This is a genomic window from Bacillus sp. NTK071 (assembly GCF_017303315.1).
Lineage (GTDB): Bacteria > Bacillota > Bacilli > Bacillales > Guptibacillaceae > Guptibacillus.
The window spans coordinates 12,693-28,487 of record NZ_JAFKOI010000022.1; the positions used below are offsets into that span (position 1 = coordinate 12,693).

Annotated in this window: 21 protein-coding genes; 2 read left to right on the plus strand and 19 right to left on the minus strand. The window is 43.4% G+C overall.

What is annotated here, in order from left to right; all coding sequences use genetic code 11:
* Positions 1–5: 5 nt before the first annotated feature.
* The 8 genes from nuoK to JI666_RS19565 are packed head-to-tail and all read right to left on the minus strand — an operon-like array spanning position 6 to position 5,421.
* A complete protein-coding gene (gene nuoK, locus JI666_RS19530) occupies positions 6–320 on the minus strand; it encodes an NADH-quinone oxidoreductase subunit NuoK (RefSeq protein WP_136946722.1) in 315 nt (104 codons plus the stop codon).
* Positions 317–835, minus strand: a complete 519-nt coding sequence (locus JI666_RS19535) for an NADH-quinone oxidoreductase subunit J (protein WP_206894729.1) — start codon at positions 833–835, stop codon at positions 317–319. The genes nuoK and JI666_RS19535 overlap by 4 nt, the downstream gene beginning before the upstream one ends.
* The gene (nuoI, locus tag JI666_RS19540; protein ID WP_206894731.1) at positions 832–1,251 is read right to left on the minus strand and encodes an NADH-quinone oxidoreductase subunit NuoI; all 420 of its coding nucleotides are present in this window, start codon (positions 1,249–1,251) and stop codon (positions 832–834) included. The genes JI666_RS19535 and nuoI overlap by 4 nt, the downstream gene beginning before the upstream one ends.
* Positions 1,252–1,270: 19 nt before the next feature.
* Positions 1,271–2,278, minus strand: coding sequence for an NADH-quinone oxidoreductase subunit NuoH (nuoH, locus tag JI666_RS19545; protein ID WP_206894733.1), 1,008 nt, complete (start codon positions 2,276–2,278; stop codon positions 1,271–1,273).
* Positions 2,278–3,378 carry an NADH-quinone oxidoreductase subunit D gene (locus JI666_RS19550; RefSeq protein WP_206894735.1) on the minus strand — a complete coding sequence of 367 codons (1,101 nt, stop codon included), beginning with the start codon at positions 3,376–3,378 and terminating at the stop codon, positions 2,278–2,280. The genes nuoH and JI666_RS19550 overlap by 1 nt, the downstream gene beginning before the upstream one ends.
* Before the next feature lie 2 nt (positions 3,379–3,380).
* Positions 3,381–4,538: an NADH-quinone oxidoreductase subunit C gene (locus tag JI666_RS19555; protein ID WP_206894737.1), complete on the minus strand. Its 1,158-nt coding sequence runs from the start codon at positions 4,536–4,538 to the stop codon at positions 3,381–3,383.
* On the minus strand, positions 4,535–5,053 hold the full coding sequence (locus JI666_RS19560) for a NuoB/complex I 20 kDa subunit family protein (protein WP_206894739.1): 519 nt from the start codon (positions 5,051–5,053) through the stop codon (positions 4,535–4,537). The genes JI666_RS19555 and JI666_RS19560 overlap by 4 nt, the downstream gene beginning before the upstream one ends.
* On the minus strand, positions 5,044–5,421 hold the full coding sequence (locus JI666_RS19565) for an NADH-quinone oxidoreductase subunit A (protein ID WP_136946716.1): 378 nt from the start codon (positions 5,419–5,421) through the stop codon (positions 5,044–5,046). The genes JI666_RS19560 and JI666_RS19565 overlap by 10 nt, the downstream gene beginning before the upstream one ends.
* 121 nt (positions 5,422–5,542) lie before the next feature.
* On the opposite strand from JI666_RS19565, the gene JI666_RS19570 reads away from it, so the two are divergent.
* Positions 5,543–5,977, plus strand: a complete 435-nt coding sequence (locus tag JI666_RS19570) for a YbgA family protein (RefSeq protein WP_206894741.1) — start codon at positions 5,543–5,545, stop codon at positions 5,975–5,977.
* Positions 5,978–6,228: 251 nt separating this feature from the next.
* A complete protein-coding gene (locus tag JI666_RS19575; RefSeq protein ID WP_206894742.1) occupies positions 6,229–6,777 on the plus strand; it encodes a DUF1697 domain-containing protein in 549 nt (182 codons plus the stop codon).
* Positions 6,778–6,827: 50 nt separating this feature from the next.
* On the opposite strand, the gene JI666_RS19580 is transcribed toward JI666_RS19575, so the two are convergent.
* The 11 genes from JI666_RS19580 to upp form a co-directional block, all read right to left on the minus strand.
* Positions 6,828–7,229: a F0F1 ATP synthase subunit epsilon gene (locus JI666_RS19580; protein WP_206894743.1), complete on the minus strand. Its 402-nt coding sequence runs from the start codon at positions 7,227–7,229 to the stop codon at positions 6,828–6,830.
* A gap of 216 nt (positions 7,230–7,445) precedes the next feature.
* Positions 7,446–8,855 carry a F0F1 ATP synthase subunit beta gene (gene atpD, locus JI666_RS19585; protein WP_206894744.1) on the minus strand — a complete coding sequence of 470 codons (1,410 nt, stop codon included), beginning with the start codon at positions 8,853–8,855 and terminating at the stop codon, positions 7,446–7,448.
* A gap of 318 nt (positions 8,856–9,173) precedes the next feature.
* A complete protein-coding gene (locus tag JI666_RS19590; RefSeq protein ID WP_206894745.1) occupies positions 9,174–10,037 on the minus strand; it encodes a F0F1 ATP synthase subunit gamma in 864 nt (287 codons plus the stop codon).
* A 49-nt stretch (positions 10,038–10,086) separates the two neighbouring features.
* Positions 10,087–11,595: a F0F1 ATP synthase subunit alpha gene (gene atpA / locus JI666_RS19595; protein ID WP_136946710.1), complete on the minus strand. Its 1,509-nt coding sequence runs from the start codon at positions 11,593–11,595 to the stop codon at positions 10,087–10,089.
* Between the two features lie 19 nt (positions 11,596–11,614).
* Positions 11,615–12,169 (minus strand): F0F1 ATP synthase subunit delta, encoded by a 555-nt coding sequence (locus JI666_RS19600; protein ID WP_136946709.1) that lies wholly within the window; start codon positions 12,167–12,169, stop codon positions 11,615–11,617.
* Entirely contained in the window at positions 12,166–12,675 is a 510-nt protein-coding gene (gene atpF, locus JI666_RS19605; protein ID WP_136946708.1) for a F0F1 ATP synthase subunit B, read from the minus strand. The genes JI666_RS19600 and atpF overlap by 4 nt, the downstream gene beginning before the upstream one ends.
* A gap of 106 nt (positions 12,676–12,781) precedes the next feature.
* Positions 12,782–12,994 carry a F0F1 ATP synthase subunit C gene (atpE, locus tag JI666_RS19610; RefSeq protein WP_121681967.1) on the minus strand — a complete coding sequence of 71 codons (213 nt, stop codon included), beginning with the start codon at positions 12,992–12,994 and terminating at the stop codon, positions 12,782–12,784.
* A 67-nt stretch (positions 12,995–13,061) separates the two neighbouring features.
* Complete coding sequence (gene atpB, locus JI666_RS19615; protein WP_136946707.1) at positions 13,062–13,772, minus strand: F0F1 ATP synthase subunit A; 711 nt, start codon at positions 13,770–13,772, stop codon at positions 13,062–13,064.
* A 19-nt stretch (positions 13,773–13,791) separates the two neighbouring features.
* Complete coding sequence (locus JI666_RS19620) at positions 13,792–14,160, minus strand: ATP synthase subunit I (protein WP_136946706.1); 369 nt, start codon at positions 14,158–14,160, stop codon at positions 13,792–13,794.
* On the minus strand, positions 14,161–14,349 hold the full coding sequence (locus tag JI666_RS19625) for an AtpZ/AtpI family protein (protein ID WP_206894748.1): 189 nt from the start codon (positions 14,347–14,349) through the stop codon (positions 14,161–14,163).
* A gap of 387 nt (positions 14,350–14,736) precedes the next feature.
* Complete coding sequence (gene upp / locus JI666_RS19630) at positions 14,737–15,366, minus strand: uracil phosphoribosyltransferase (protein ID WP_206894746.1); 630 nt, start codon at positions 15,364–15,366, stop codon at positions 14,737–14,739.
* Between the last annotated feature and the right edge of the window lie 429 nt (positions 15,367–15,795).

Sequence of the window (15,795 nt, forward strand, 5' to 3'; positions counted from 1 at the left end):
CTTCGCTACTTTTTAAGTGTGTTCATTTCATCAACGTTAACGGTTGCCCTGTTACGATAGAGCGCAATTAGAATGGCAAGACCAACAGCCGCTTCAGCTGCAGCAACTGTAATCGTAAAAAGGGAGAACACCTGGCCACGAATTGATGCCCCGACACCGTATTTAGCAAATGCCACAAGGTTCAGATTCACCGCATTTAACATCAATTCGATTGAGATTAGTACAATGACAGCATTGCGCTTTGTTAAAGCTCCATATAGTCCCATACAAAAAAGAAGGAGTGCTGTTACGAGAAAAGCAGAAAGCGGGACAGAACTCATGATTTCTCACCTTCCTTCTCATCCTCCTCATCTTTCTTAGCAAGCACAACCGCTCCAACCAAAGCGACGAGGAGAACAACAGAAACCAATTCAAACGGAATCACATAGTCTGTAAACAGCATCATGCCAATTTGTTCTGTGTTATTTTCATGAAGTGCTTCTGCCTGCGGACCAAGCGAAATCGTTCGAATGCCTTTAAACATAATGAGAAAGAAAAGAACGACACCAGTGAAGACGACTCCTTTCTTTGCCCACCCTGTTTTTGGCTCTGCTTCTGTATGCTTTGTCAGCATGATGCCAAACAGCATGATGATGGTGATTGCACCGGAGTAGATCAAGATTTGAACGACCGCTACAAATTCAGCAGACAGCATAATGTAAAGCCCTGCAATACCTAGAAACGTTAGAACAAGCGCCATCACCATATGAATCACTTTCGTAAGGTTAAGCATGAGAAGTCCACCGGTTATTGTTACAAGAAAAAGTACAATAAAGACGAGCAGTTCACCGGTCATACTTTATTTTCCTTTCTGAGGTTTGTATCATTTTCGTCTAGCCATTCCAAGTTCTTAAAAAGGTCGTCACGGCTAAATTCAGCGAGCTCAAAATTGTTTGTCATGATGATTGCTTCAGTTGGACACACCTCGGTACAAAGATCGCACAGGATACAAATCTCGAAATTGATATCGTACGTTTCAATAATTTTCCCCTTTTTATTCGGATCAGGGTGAGGCTTCCCAGTTAGACTGATGCAGTCGGTTGGACAAATGGCTACACACTGATTACAGACAATGCATTTCTCAGGGTAGAACTTCTGTATGCCCCTAAATCGATCAGGCAACGCGAGTGGTTGATCTGGATAGTCATAGGTTACTTTTTCTTTTGTCATGTTTTTGAGGGTGTAAGCTAAGCCTTTTGCAAGTCCACGCATGATGTGCTTCCTCCCTTATCTAGAATGATCGAAATAGTTCGATGACAATGGTCGTGAGAAAAATATTTAATAGTGCAAGTGGAAGCAAGACCTTCCATCCAAAAGACATAAGCTGATCAGCTCGAAGTCTTGGAAACGTTGCTCTGATCCAGATCATCACAAACACGATCGATATGAACTTAAGACCAAACCAAATCGCACCAGGAATAAACGTTAAATAAGGAATCGCCTGCCAGCCTCCGAGAAAAAGAATCGTTGTAAGCGATGCCATCGCAAACAGATAAACGTACTCGGCAAGCATAAAAAATGCCCAGCGGAACCCTGAGTACTCTACATGGTATCCCGCAACAAGCTCCGATTCAGCTTCAGGTAAATCGAATGGCGTTCGGTTCAATTCAGCTACCGACGCAATAAGAAAGATCAAGAAAGCAAGCGGCTGTTTAAATAGAAAGGCAACAGATTGTTGCTCTGCTATAATGTCATTTAAATTAAGAGAGCCTGTGAGAAGAACGATACCAATCACGCTCATCACAAGCGGGATTTCATAAGAAATCATTTGTGCTGCTGAACGCATACTTCCAAGAAGTGCGTATTTATTGTTCGATGCCCACCCGCCAGCTAGTATCCCGATCGTAGTAATACCAGATATCGCAATGTAGTAAAGCAAACCAACCCCAATGTTCGCAAATGAAATTCGCTCTGTTAGTGGTAGGACTGCAATAACGATAAATGCCGGTGCAAAAGCGATAACAGGCGCGATGATAAATAATGGTCGATCGGCATCACGTGGAATCGTATCTTCCTTTAGAAGGAGTTTAAGGACATCTGCAACGGTTTGCAGTAGCCCAAACCTTCCCCCAACACGGTTCGGTCCATGTCGTAGTTGCATAAATCCAAGCACTTTCCGTTCAGCGAGAATTGCATAGGTTACAAATCCAAGCACAACCATCAGCATCGCTGCACCTACAAGGAAAAATCCACCGGTTTGGAAGTAGCTAGGTGTGGATTCAAGCATGTTTTGGATCATCAGCCATCCACCTCTCCGAGCACGATATCAATGCCTCCAAGAATGGCAATCAAGTTCGAGATATTCTCCCCCTCAAGAAGCTCAGGAAGAATTTGCAGATTATAAAAAGATGGACGACGGAACTTTAAGCGGTAAGGCTCTTTCTTCCCTTTCGATGCAATGTAACAGCCAATTTCCCCACGTGGCGATTCAATTCTCACATACGTTTCACCAGCTGGCGGCTTAATAATCCTCGGCACTTTTGCCATGAATGGCCCTTCCTCTGGAAACTGCTCAACTGCTTGCTCAACAATTTTCAACGCTTCTTCGATTTCAGCCATTCGACAGTTATAGCGCGCCAATGCATCTCCTTCATGGAATACGGGAACGTCGAAGTCAAATCGATCATAAATCGAATAAGGCTCATTTTTCCTGAGGTCCCATTTCACACCCGTACAACGGAGGTTGGCGCCACTTAAGGAGTAAGATAGCGCTTTTTCTTTAGAGTACGCGCCAACCCCATTAATTCTCGCCATGAAAATTTCATTACCCGTGACAAGATCATGGTAGCCTGCAAGCTGCTCCCTCATATATGGCACGAACTCTCTGACTTTATCGATCCACCCCTCAGGGGCATCCCACTTCACACCGCCAACGCGCATATAGTTAAACGTCAATCTACCACCTGAGATCTCTGTTAGTAGATTGATAATCGCTTCCCGCTCACGAAATGCGTAAAGAAACGGACTCATCGCACCAATATCAAGCAGGTATGTTCCAAACCAGACAAGGTGACTCGCAACTCTTCCAAGCTCCATGACAATCACACGTAAATATTCGGCCCGTTCTGGAATCTCCATCGCCATCATCGTCTCAACGGCATGGCAGAGAATGTAGTTGTTCGTCATAGCTGCAAGGTAGTCCATCCTGTCTGTATAAGGGATGATTTGCGTATATTGAAGATTCTCAGCAATCTTCTCCGTTCCCCTGTGAAGGTAACCTATGACAGGCGTTGCTTCCTTAATGATCTCTCCGTCTATTTTCAGGACGATGCGAAACACGCCGTGTGTACTGGGATGCTGGGGTCCAACATTCAAAAGCATTTCCTCAGTACGAATCATCGCTACACCTCCACATCATACGGTTCATAGTCTTTTCTGAGCGGATGCCCAACCCAATCATCTGGCATCATGATTCGCGTTAAGTTCGGGTGTCCTAGGAAAGTAATACCAAGCAAATCATAGCCTTCTCGTTCAGGCCAGTTTGCTCCCTCCCAAAGCGAAGTTAGCGAATCAATGACAGGTTCGTTCCGATCAAGCTTTACCTTCAAGGCAACACTTTGATTATTCTGATAGGAATAAAGGTGGTTATAGATCTCCATGTGCGTTTCAAAATCTGTTCCGTGTGTTTCAGAAAGATAATCAAAAGCTAGGAGCTCGTTGTATTTGAGAAACTGAGCGATCTTTAGATAAGTCTCTTTTCTCGCAACAAGAGTTGGAACATGTTTTGCGAGTCTATTAATATACGCATCCTCTAGTAGGTCTTCACCAAGGTTTTCTCGAATGATCTGAACATATCTGTCTAGAGCTGGCTGGTTTGGCGACGGCTTCTCTTCTTCAATAACAGGTTCTTCGGTCTTAGACCCTTTCGCCTTAGCAGCTGCAGCTGCTTTCGCTTTTGCTTTTGCCTTCGCAATGGCGATTGCCTTTGCTTTTTCGTCATCGCCAGTCTCTTTTTCTGATTTCTTTTTTAATGCAGCGGCCTTCGCCTTTGCTGCTGCAGCCGCTTTCGCTTTGTCATCATAAACTGCCTCACCTGATTCCTTCTTTTTCTTGAGCGCAGCCGCTTTTGCCTTGGCCGCTGCAACGGCTTTCTTTTTGGCGAGATCTAAATCCTCTTCCCCGGAAGGTTTTTCGCTTTCCATATTTAACTCAGTGGCTGGGTTAGACTCGAGCTCTTTTTTCTTTCGAATCGCAGCCGCTTTCGCCTTAGCTGCTGCAACGGCTTTCTTTTTGGCGAGATCTAGATCCTCTTCCCCAGAAGATTCTAAGGTTTCTTTTTCCACACCGTTTTGCTCAAGTTCTTTTTTCTTTCGAATCGCAGCCGCTTTTGCTTTTGCCGCCGCAACAGCCTTCTTTTTCTCAAGATCTCCGTCTGAGTTTGCTTCAGCAGCTTTCCGTGCTTCTCGCTCTTTCCGTAGCTCAGCTGCTTTTTGTTTTGCTTCTTCAACGGCTTTCCGTTTTTCTTCAGCTAGCTCTTCAGGTGTCTTCCCATCTGTCATCGATTGGTCACCCGCTTTCCAGTTCGTGCTTCGTAGCGTATTTTCTCCTGCAACTTATTTATTCCATAGATCAGGGCAGCTGGATTCGGGGGACAACCTGGAATATAGACATCGACAGGTACAATTTGATCGACCCCTTTTACGACGGCGTATGAATAGATATATGGTCCTCCTGCAGTTGCACAGGATCCCATTGCAATGACCCATTTTGGTTCAGGCATTTGATCGTATAGACGCTTTAGAACTGGAGCCATTTTCTTCGTAACGGTTCCTGATACAATCATGACATCAGACTGCCTTGGGGATGTACGAAAGAACGTTCCGAATCGGTCCAAATCATAATGCGACGCTCCTGAACCCATCATTTCTATGGCGCAACAAGCAAGCCCAAAAGTGAGCGGCCAGAGGGAATTACTCCTCGCCCACGCTTTAACATTCTCGAGCGTTGCAAGGAAGACATTTTGCTTCATTTCTTCGTATTCTTCTGGTGTAATGTTTTCTAAATTTAGATCCATTTCAACACCTTCTTCTTCCATGCGTATAGTAAGCCAATAAAGAGCATGATGATGAAGAGCATCATTTCAATAAATGCAAAGAAACCGAGTTTCTGATAGGCAACCGCCCACGGGTATAAGAAAACGGTTTCGACATCGAAAATAACAAATAACAATCCGAATAAATAATATCGGACGTTATACTGAATCCAGCTTTGGTGGAACGGCTCAATGCCGCTTTCATAGGTTGTTTGTTTTTCTGCGGTTGGCTTTGAAGGGCGGAGGAATCTCCCAGCAGTTAAAGCGATAGCTGGAAGTAGAAGGCCAAGGATAAGAAACATAATCACAAAGAGGTAACTATTCTGGTACACGTTAAGCGATTCACCCATGAAGGTCTCTCCTCTCATCGTGCTGCTAAATATGCTAGTCTTGTATACTAATTCAACATCTCTTACCTTATTCTTGCTTTTCTTGGGAAGTTTTTTTAAAATTTCGAGCAGAGGTGGTCTTATGGCAGATAAACGAATCCGTACGTTAACCGAAAAACTATGGGCGCGTAATAAATATACTGTTATGGCAAAAGGGTACGAGCATTACAAAAACGTTAGCACTGCATTAAAAAATGCACAATCGAATGAACAGCTTCTAGATGTTTACGCACTGTTGAAGGACACGCTAAAACTTCCTTACACTAGAAAAGGTATGCGGACAACACTAGAGCATATGTGGGGATATTTTAAAAAACAGGCAACAACTGATGAAAAAGATTTATTTGTCATGAAACGAAATGAGCTTGGCAATACTGAAATCCTTTCAGAAAAAGACATTCAATCCATTCGAACCTATTTATTAGAACTGCTCGCTAACTATCCCTCTGATTATTTGGAGCAGAGCAGTATTCTCAATCCTAACGAGAAATGGAATGAAGTATATGAAAACAAATGAAGGATATCACAGAAGATGATTATCGCTAACCGTTAAAGGATCTTCACCTTATAAGAGCGAATGATGTTTTTTTAGTAGGCTGCTTTCGTAAACATTGATTCTATAAGAGTGAAGGAGATTTCCGCTCTAGGATGCTCGCTTACCGCTGAGCGGGCGGTGAGCCTCCTTCCGCTCCAATCAGCTTTATTTGGTTCTTTATACAACAATTCTTTCAAAAACAATAATCTTTGGGAAAAGGGAGGAATGCGTCGTTGACGAGTTACATTGGATTTTTAAGAGGAATCAATGTAGGTGGTAAGAATAAAATAAAAATGGCTGATTTAAGAGCGATGCTTGAAGAAATGAACCTAAGGGATGTAAAGACCTATATTCAGAGTGGGAATTTATTGTTTGAATCAGGTCAAACAGAAAAGGATTTAAGCCAACAAATAGAAGAGCGAATTAAGAGGACATTCGACTTAACTGTTCCGGTAATCTTAAGAACAGTTGAAGAGGTAGAGGAAATAAGAGATGGCTGTCCGTTCAGTAAAGAGCAGGTTTCTAAAGCTGAAGCGTCTTCTATAGGGGAAAGCTTATATGTCTCGCTTTTATCTGAGTATCCTTCAAATGGGGCCATTGAGATGTTAACATCTTGTTCCTTTGAGAAAGAAGAATATCACATCAATGGCAGAGAAATTTATCTTCTCTTTCATGACAGTATTCGAAATGCTAAGGTAATCCCTAAGCTAAATAAGCTCGATCCCAAAGCAACGATTCGAAATTGGAAAACAATTAATAAGTTACTTGATATGGTCACATAGATATAATGACAAAGCAAAAAAGCATCAGAGGTCTGCACCTCTGATGCTTTTTATTTACCTGTCAAATCCAGGCGGTTGATTGCACGCTTAAGCGCTAGCTCAGCGCGTCTAAAATCAACATTGTCCTGCTTCGCTTGATTCAAGCGTTGTTCTGCTCTTTCCTTCGCTGCACGTGCGCGTTCCACGTCAATATCAGAAGGTAATTCAGCAGACTCAGCAAGGATTGTTACTTGCTTTGGTCTTACTTCAACAAACCCACCGCTAACGGCCAGTACATGCGTGTCTGCTCCATTTTTGAAACGGACTGCATTGATTGTAAGAGGGGCTACAAGCGGAATGTGTCCAGGTAAAATACCGAGCTCACCGCTCTTCGCTTTTACGCTGACCAATTCAGCTTCCCCTTCGTATACCGGGCCGTCAGGGGTGACTACACTGACTTTCAATGTATTCATCGTACCCCTCCCTGGGTGTGATCGTAATTAGAGAAAGAATTCAAACAGCGAGAAAGAGGCCTAACAGAGTATAAGGGACACTCTCTGCTATAGAATGATCTAGCTGCGGCTCCTTGGCCCTCGAGTCGCTTCACCTTTTCGATTGAACACAAAGATCGTGTTCATTCGAAAAGCTTCCAGCGCTTGTCGGGCCAAAACAGTCGCCTCCGCTTTTCATTACGCCATCTGTTTTGCCTTTTCAACTACTTCTTCAATCGTTCCTACAAGACGGAATGCGTCCTCTGGAATGTCATCGTGTTTGCCATCAAGAATTTCTCTGAATCCTTTGATGGTTTCTTTAACTGGTACGTATGATCCAGCCTGACCAGTGAACTGTTCAGCAACGTGGAAGTTCTGAGAAAGGAAGAACTGAATGCGACGAGCGCGTGAAACAGTTAGCTTATCTTCGTCAGAAAGCTCATCCATACCAAGAATTGCGATGATATCTTGAAGCTCTTTGTAACGCTGAAGTGTTTGTTGCACTTCACGCGCAATGTTGTAATGCTCTTCACCAACGATTTCAGGAGAAAGCGCACGGGAAGTTGAAGCAAGTGGATCCACCGCAGGGTAGATACCTTGCTCAGATAATTTACGTTCAAGGTTAGTTGTTGCATCAAGGTGAGCAAACGTTGTAGCCGGAGCCGGGTCAGTATAGTCATCGGCTGGTACATAGATTGCCTGGATTGAAGTAACAGAACCTTTATTTGTAGAAGTGATACGTTCTTGAAGCTGACCCATCTCTGTAGCAAGTGTAGGCTGGTAACCTACTGCTGATGGCATACGTCCAAGCAATGCCGATACCTCAGAACCAGCTTGAGTAAAGCGGTAGATGTTATCGATGAAAAGAAGAACGTCTTGTCCTTGCTCATCGCGGAAGTATTCTGCCATTGTAAGACCAGTCAAAGCAACACGCATACGTGCGCCTGGTGGTTCGTTCATCTGACCAAATACCATTGCTGTTTTCGTAATAACGCCAGAATCTTTCATCTCGTAGTAAAGGTCATTACCTTCACGCGTACGTTCACCAACACCAGCGAATACAGAGATACCGCCGTGTTCTTGTGCGATGTTGTTGATCAGTTCCTGGATAAGTACCGTTTTACCTACACCGGCACCACCGAAGAGACCGATCTTACCACCTTTAACGTATGGTGCAAGAAGATCTACTACTTTGATTCCTGTTTCAAGAATATCAGTCGTTGTTGAAAGCTCATCAAATACTGGTGCAAGACGGTGAATCGGATCGCGGCGAACTTCGCCAAGCTCTTCATCAAGGTCAATTTTCTCACCAAGAACGTTGAATACACGTCCTAGTGTGATATCCCCAACTGGAACGGAGATTGGTGCGCCTGCATCAAGAGCTTCAACTCCACGTACAAGACCGTCTGTTGAACCCATTGCTACGGTACGAACAGAGTTATCGCCTAGATGAAGCGCGACTTCAAGCGTCAACTCGATGCTCTCTTCGGCACCAGTTTGCGCTGTATAGTTAACTTTAAGGGCGTTGTAGATTTCAGGGAGCTTGCCGCTCTCAAACTTAACGTCTACAACCGGACCCATAACCTGGGTAATGTATCCCTTGTTCATCCTGTTCCCTCCTAACTTGCTTTAAGCTGCCTTTGAAAGTAAAACTTTCAAAAAGCATTTATGGTTTATCGTAGTATTGTCTAGCTACACAAGCCAAATCCTCTGGCTGTTTCACCCATTCTATTGAGACATAAACCGTCTCATTCTCATGGCTTCCAACAACCTGCGGATTTAAACGGGCTCGTTCCGATTTTCGTGTCTAGCTACGGCTCCTGGACCCTCGATCGCTTCACCTTTTCGATTGAATACAAAGAACGTATTCATTCGAAAAGCCTCCAGCGCTTTTCGGGACCAGACAGTCGCCTTCGCTTTTCGTTATTATTCCAGTGCAGCTGCTCCACTTACAATCTCAGTCAATTCCTGAGTAATGGCCGCTTGACGTGCACGGTTGTAAGAAAGTGTAAGGTTGCCGATAAGGTCGTCTGCATTATCAGTCGCACTTCTCATCGCTGTCATACGGGATGCATGTTCTGCTGCTTTCGCATCAAGAAGCGCTCCGTAGATCAAGCTTTCAGCATATTGAGGAAGGAGAACTTCAAGAATTTCTTCTTCAGATGGCTCGTACTCGTAGCTTGCGAGTGACTTGCTTCCACCTGTCTCAATATCGGTTAACGGAAGCAGCTTCTTCTCCGTTAGATCCTGCTGAATGGCACTTACGTAGTGGTTGTAATAAAGATATAGCTCGTCAAAAGCTCCATCTTCAAACATTCCAACTGTTCGAGATGCAATGTCTTTAATGTCTGAGAAGGCAGGCTGATCCGAAAGACCAACGATGCTTTCAACTACAGGCATTCCGCGCTTCTTAAAGAAGGAAAGTCCAACTTTACCAGCTACGATAATCGCGTACTCATCAGTTGAGTTATGACGTTCATTGATTGTTCTGTAAACATGACGTAGTACCGAGCTGTTATATGCCCCCGCAAGTCCACGGTCAGACGTGATGACCACGTAGCCCGTTTTCTTGACATCACGGCTTTCTAGCATCGGATGACGTACGCCGCTTGATCCATTGGCGATGCTTCCAACAACCTCTTGAATTTTCTCCATGTATGGAACGAATGACTTCGCATTCATTTCAGCACGGTTCAATTTCGCAGCTGATACCATTTGCATCGCTTTTGTAATCTGCTTTGTTTTCTTAGTCGATGTAATTCTCGACTTAATATCGCGTAAAGATGCCACTCATTTCACCACCTTTTAAGCTGGCCGCGGCGTTTCCGCCGCATCCCTCTTATTCAGATACTGCGAAGCTCTTTTTGAATTCTTCGATTGCACCGTTGAATTCTTTTTCGTCAGGAAGAGCTTTTGTTTCACGAATTGTATTGAAAATTTCTTTCTTATTATGTTCGATCCATGTCATCATTTCAGATTCAAAACGCTGAATATCTCCCACCGGGATATCATCAAGGAATCCACGAGTTAGTGCGTAAAGAATGGCTACCTGCTTCTCAACAGAAAGCGGTTTGTTTAGTCCTTGCTTAAGAACTTCAACCGTACGAGCACCACGGTTCAGCTTCGCTTGAGTTGCTTTATCAAGGTCAGATCCGAACTGAGCAAATGCTTCTAGCTCACGGTATGATGCAAGGTCAAGACGTAGTGTACCAGCAACTTTCTTCATCGCTTTAATCTGAGCAGAACCACCTACACGAGATACGGAAAGACCTGCGTTAACCGCTGGACGTACACCCGAGAAGAAGAGATCAGATTGAAGGAAGATCTGTCCATCAGTGATGGAGATAACGTTAGTTGGGATATAAGCTGATACGTCACCAGCTTGTGTTTCGATAAACGGAAGGGCAGTTAATGAACCTGCTCCTTTTGCATCACTAAGCTTCGCTGCACGCTCAAGAAGACGTGAGTGAAGATAGAATACATCCCCTGGATATGCTTCACGACCTGGAGGACGACGAAGTAGTAGGGAAAGTTCACGGTAAGCAGAAGCCTGCTTTGTTAAATCATCGTATACAACAAGAACGTGCTTGCCGTTATACATGAATTCTTCACCCATTGTTACACCAGCATATGGTGCAAGGAAAAGAAGTGGAGAAGGCTGAGATGCGCCTGCTGTTACAACGATTGTGTAATCAAGTGCACCCTGCTTACGAAGCGTTTCAACAACGCCACGTACCGTTGATTCTTTCTGACCAATTGCAACGTAGATACAAATCATATCTTCGTCTTTTTGGTTCAGGATTGTATCGATTGCAATTGAAGTCTTACCAGTCTGACGGTCACCGATGATTAGCTCACGCTGTCCGCGTCCGATTGGAATAAGTGAGTCAATTGCTTTGATTCCTGTTTGAAGTGGCTCATGTACTGATTTACGATCCATAACCCCTGGTGCTGGGCTTTCGATCGGACGAGTTTTCGTTGTTCCAAGTGGACCCTGTCCATCAACAGGTTGTCCAAGAGGGTTAACAACACGGCCAAGAAGCTCTTCACCGACTGGAACCTCCATGATACGACCAGTACGACGAACTTCGTCACCTTCACGAATTTCAGTGTATGGTCCAAGGATAATGATACCTACGTTGCTCTCCTCAAGGTTCTGAGCCATACCCATAACACCGTTTGAAAATTCAACAAGCTCTCCTGCCATCACGTTATCGAGACCGTGGGCACGAGCAATACCATCACCAATCTGGATAACGGTACCAACATCATCAACTTTAATATCAGTTTGATAATTTGCGATTTGCTGCTTTATCAGCGCACTGATTTCTTCAGCATTGATGCTCATGCATATTCACCCCTATCTTCTAGCTCTTCGCTGAAACTAATTCTCGTTCCATGCGTTTAAGTTTACCGCTAATGCTTCCATCAAAAATGCGATTGCCGATACGGACTTTAATCCCACCGATTAAAGTAGGATCGATCACATTCTCGATCCGAAGCGTTGTTTTGCCTACTCGCTTCGCAAATACCGCAGAAATCTTCGTCTGCTCCTCTTCACTCAAAGGCTTCACAGAGAATACTTTCGCTGCTGCTGTTTGCTGTTGTTCATAAGCGAACCTTTCAAATTGACTGACAAGATCAAAGACGATTGCAACACGCTTTCGTTCGATCAGTGTAAGAAGCGTGTTCATAACAGACGTTGAAAGAGTTGCGCCAAAGCTTGTTTGGATTAGCTCTTTTTTCTGTGCTGTTGTGAATTTTGGATGCTCAAACACGTTCATTAAGTCTGGCGTTTGGTTAAAAACTTCTTTCACAACGACCAGTTCATTCTTGACTTGCTCGACGTTATCGTTCTCACGAGCGATGTCAAAAAGGGCACCGGCATAACGTTTTGCGATTACTTCAAGATCTCTGCTCATTTCTGATCGCCTGCCTGATCAAGGTACTCATCGATAAGCTGCTTTTGAGCACGCTCATCAAGTTCCTTCTCGACAACTTTTGAAGCGATCATGACTGATAATGATGCAACCTGCTCACGCAGTGATGCAACTGCACTTTCACGTTCGCGTTTGATTTCAGCTGTAGCAGCTTCTTTCAAACGTTCAGATTCAAGGCGAGCCGCTTCGATCAATTCTTGACCTTTTTGGTCAGCCATTTGTTTCTGATTCTCAAGCATAGCTTTCGCTTCCTGACGAACACGCTTCATTTCTTCGCGCTGCTCATTCAAGAATGCTTCAGCTTCTTTACGATTCTTCTCAGCTGAGTCGATTTCGTTCGCAATATGCTGCTCGCGATCCTTCATAATGCCCATTAAAGGTCCCCATGCAAACTTCTTAAGTAGCGCAAGAAGGACAATAAATGCGAAAAGCTGATAAATGATATCTCCCGCAGCAAATCCTGCTCCTAGAATTAAACTATTGAACACCGTGTTCACTCCCTTCAGAGGTCATACAAAACGAATGGCGAAGGTTTCATTTCGAAACTTTCTTCGCCATCATGAAACGATCCAAAATTACTATATAGTTCTTAAATTATTGACCAAGTACGATGAAGGCAATAACAACACCGATGATCGGCAATGCTTCAACTAGTGCGATACCGATAAACATTGTTGTTTGAAGAGTTCCGCGAAGTTCTGGTTGACGAGCGATTCCCTCTACTGTACGTCCTACGATAAGACCGTTACCAATTCCGGCACCTACTGCCGCTAAACCTACTGCAATTGCAGCTGCAATTAAACCCATGCTAAACTTCCTCCTTATAATTCATAAAATAGTTTGTTATATAATGAAAACTCATTGATACCTTGTTTTAATGGTCGTCTGCCACTTTGTGTGCCATGTAAACCATTGTAAGCATTGTAAAGATAAACGCCTGAATTGTACCGACAAAGATACTGAATCCTTGCCATGCGAGCATAGGAAGAAAGGCTCCAAGCGCTCCAGCGAATGATGCGCCACCAAGTCCTGCGAGAAGTCCAAGCAGAATTTCACCGGCGTAAATGTTTCCGTAAAGACGTAGACCAAGTGTTAATGTATTGGAGAACTCCTCAATTAACTTAAACGGGAATAAGAATTTAAGAGGACTGAAAAATCCTTTTCCATATTCCTTAGGTCCTTTCATTTTCACACCGTAATAGTGTGTAAGAACCACGACCATCGTTGCTAATGTTAGCGTGATTGTCGGATCTGCAGTTGGAGACTTCCACCATAATTCTGAATCGATTGCAATGGCGAATGGAAGACCAAGCATATTTGATACAAAGATGTACATGAGTAACGTCATCCCAAGAAACAGGAAGCGTCCACCAGTTTTCCAATCCATCGTGCTTCCAATAAGACCTTTAACAAAGTCCATCACCCACTCAATAAAGTTCTGCAATCCAGTAGGACGCATCGCTAATGTGCGAGTTGATACAACAGCAAGAATAAAAACAATAGCAGAAGCAATTGTAATCATAAGTACATTGGAAAGATTGAAACTAATTCCCAGGAATTCATGTATAGGTGCATGATGTTCCAACAGCTTTTCACCTCTCTTCCTACTTAAAGCGTATTTTGGATATTGAATCTATGAGAATGATAATGTAGGTGATCATTAACCCAATTACCACACCTAGCAAGTTGAAGTGTTCCGGATATCTTGTTGCGATTGCGACTGCGAGGCCCGCAACGGCTAGTCTCGTTAGAAAACCGAGTGACTTCGCCTTTTTACCTTCAGCAGCTGCTTCACCAAGACGGTTGATCTTTCGGAACATGTTGAATAGGTTGTAAATGCTGAAAATGGTGCCAAGAATTAACCCGAGGAATAATGCTTTATATGAGGTAATTCCCCAACCCATTACGAAAATGGCGAGCAAATACAGGGTAAATTGCATGTAACGGCGAAAACTTTGAGTATATTCTGTCATCTAATCTTCCCCTGTAAACTTATGTAGAAGACGTACCAAACCATATATCCCACCACCAAGACCAAGTATGAGCCCAATGACTAGAAAAAGTGGAAAGGTGTCGAAAAGGCTGTCTATCCATTTACCAAGAAATACTCCGGTAAGAATTGATCCAACTAAGTAAGAAAGGATCGTTGTATAGATTGCCATCGCCTTCAAATTAAGCGCCCCTTTTCTAAAAAGGTAAGTCGTTTGAAAGGTTATGTAGAGCAAATGAAAACCTTATCACTATACCCTTTGTAAGTCTACAATAGGGTCTTGTTCATGTCAATGTGTTTGGGGGAAATGGTGTGATCAAATTCACAAATAGAATTTAATCCAAAAAACCCAGTATTATCAGGTATATTAGCGCTTTCAAGAGCTGAGATGAGTTATTATTCAAAAACAGGGAATGATTCCCTTTTCATCGTATCGAATATTGTCACTATTCTTTCACATTTACAGTCATCCGACAAAATCCGCTCTTCCTTTAAGATAATCTTACAAACAAAAAAAAGACTCCCTCTAAACTAATCAGGGGAGTCTTTTCTCTATTTTTTATTTCGTTCCATATAAACGGTCACCGGCATCACCAAGACCAGGAACAATGTATCCTTTTTCGTTCAGTTTCTCATCAAGACCTGCGATGTAGATATCAACATCAGGGTGCGCTTCTTGTAGAAGCTCAACGCCTTCAGGTGCCGCAATAAGACACATCATCTTAATGTTCTTAGCTCCACGTTTCTTAAGGGAGTTGATCGCCTCAACAGCAGACCCACCAGTTGCAAGCATTGGATCAATAACGATGAATTCACGCTCTTCGATGTCAGCAGGAAGCTTCACATAGTATTCAACAGGCTGGAATGTTTCGGGATCACGGTAAAGTCCCACATGTCCTACTTTAGCAGCTGGGATTAACTTCAGAATGCCGTCTGTCATACCAAGACCCGCTCTTAGAATTGGTACAAGTCCAAGCTTCTTACCAGAAAGAACTTTCGATTTCGCTTCTGTTACTGGTGTTTTCACCATTACTTCTTCAGTTGGAAGCTCTCTTGTAATTTCATAAGCCATTAGTGCAGCTACTTCATCAACAAGTTCCCGGAATTCTTTCGTTCCTGTTTTCTCGTCGCGAATGTATGTAAGCTTATGCTGAATCAATGGATGATCGAACACGTATACTTTACCCATCGTATGCACTCCCCTTTTCAAGTTGTTTTCGTTCACAAATCTTCTTCGCAATTTTACAGAAAAACACGTTTCGGTTCAAGGTTTTATAAGATGATAAAATATTCACAATTATGCTTGGCGTAGAATAGCTTTCAATATCCCTATAAAAAAGCCGGAAGTTTGTGATTCTTCCGGCTATAAATCTATTCTATTTAAATAAATGATGTTGTTTCTGAAGAATTTAATAAACAACCACACTTGGCTGATTGGAGCGTAAGGATGCTCGACTCCTGCGGGATTAGCGGGACAGGTGAGACCCCGCAGGAGCGTTAGCGACGAGGAGGCTCACCGCATAGCCGTCAAGCTAATGGAAACATAGAGTATGAAATGATCGTTCTGTTATGGTTTGTTCAATATTTTTCCAGTTGAGATCCCATCCACTTTGTATTT

Coding starts and splice junctions, on each gene's coding strand:
- JI666_RS19625 (WP_206894748.1), bottom strand. CDS start 14,349: ATGGCAATCTATACAACGATCCTTTCTTACTTAGTTGGATCAATTCTT.
- atpE (WP_121681967.1), bottom strand. CDS start 12,994: ATGGGTTTAATTGCAGCTGCAATTGCAGTAGGTTTAGCGGCAGTAGGT.
- JI666_RS19535 (WP_206894729.1), bottom strand. CDS start 835: ATGACCGGTGAACTGCTCGTCTTTATTGTACTTTTTCTTGTAACAATA.
- JI666_RS19580 (WP_206894743.1), bottom strand. CDS start 7,229: ATGAATACATTGAAAGTCAGTGTAGTCACCCCTGACGGCCCGGTATAC.
- JI666_RS19555 (WP_206894737.1), bottom strand. CDS start 4,538: ATGACAGATGGGAAGACACCTGAAGAGCTAGCTGAAGAAAAACGGAAA.
- JI666_RS19620 (WP_136946706.1), bottom strand. CDS start 14,160: ATGACAGAATATACTCAAAGTTTTCGCCGTTACATGCAATTTACCCTG.
- JI666_RS19570 (WP_206894741.1), top strand. CDS start 5,543: ATGGCAGATAAACGAATCCGTACGTTAACCGAAAAACTATGGGCGCGT.
- JI666_RS19560 (WP_206894739.1), bottom strand. CDS start 5,053: ATGGATCTAAATTTAGAAAACATTACACCAGAAGAATACGAAGAAATG.
- JI666_RS19565 (WP_136946716.1), bottom strand. CDS start 5,421: ATGGGTGAATCGCTTAACGTGTACCAGAATAGTTACCTCTTTGTGATT.
- atpD (WP_206894744.1), bottom strand. CDS start 8,855: ATGAACAAGGGATACATTACCCAGGTTATGGGTCCGGTTGTAGACGTT.
- upp (WP_206894746.1), bottom strand. CDS start 15,366: ATGGGTAAAGTATACGTGTTCGATCATCCATTGATTCAGCATAAGCTT.
- JI666_RS19600 (WP_136946709.1), bottom strand. CDS start 12,169: ATGAGCAGAGATCTTGAAGTAATCGCAAAACGTTATGCCGGTGCCCTT.
- atpA (WP_136946710.1), bottom strand. CDS start 11,595: ATGAGCATCAATGCTGAAGAAATCAGTGCGCTGATAAAGCAGCAAATC.
- JI666_RS19550 (WP_206894735.1), bottom strand. CDS start 3,378: ATGATTCGTACTGAGGAAATGCTTTTGAATGTTGGACCCCAGCATCCC.
- nuoK (WP_136946722.1), bottom strand. CDS start 320: ATGAGTTCTGTCCCGCTTTCTGCTTTTCTCGTAACAGCACTCCTTCTT.
- nuoI (WP_206894731.1), bottom strand. CDS start 1,251: ATGCGTGGACTTGCAAAAGGCTTAGCTTACACCCTCAAAAACATGACA.
- nuoH (WP_206894733.1), bottom strand. CDS start 2,278: ATGATCCAAAACATGCTTGAATCCACACCTAGCTACTTCCAAACCGGT.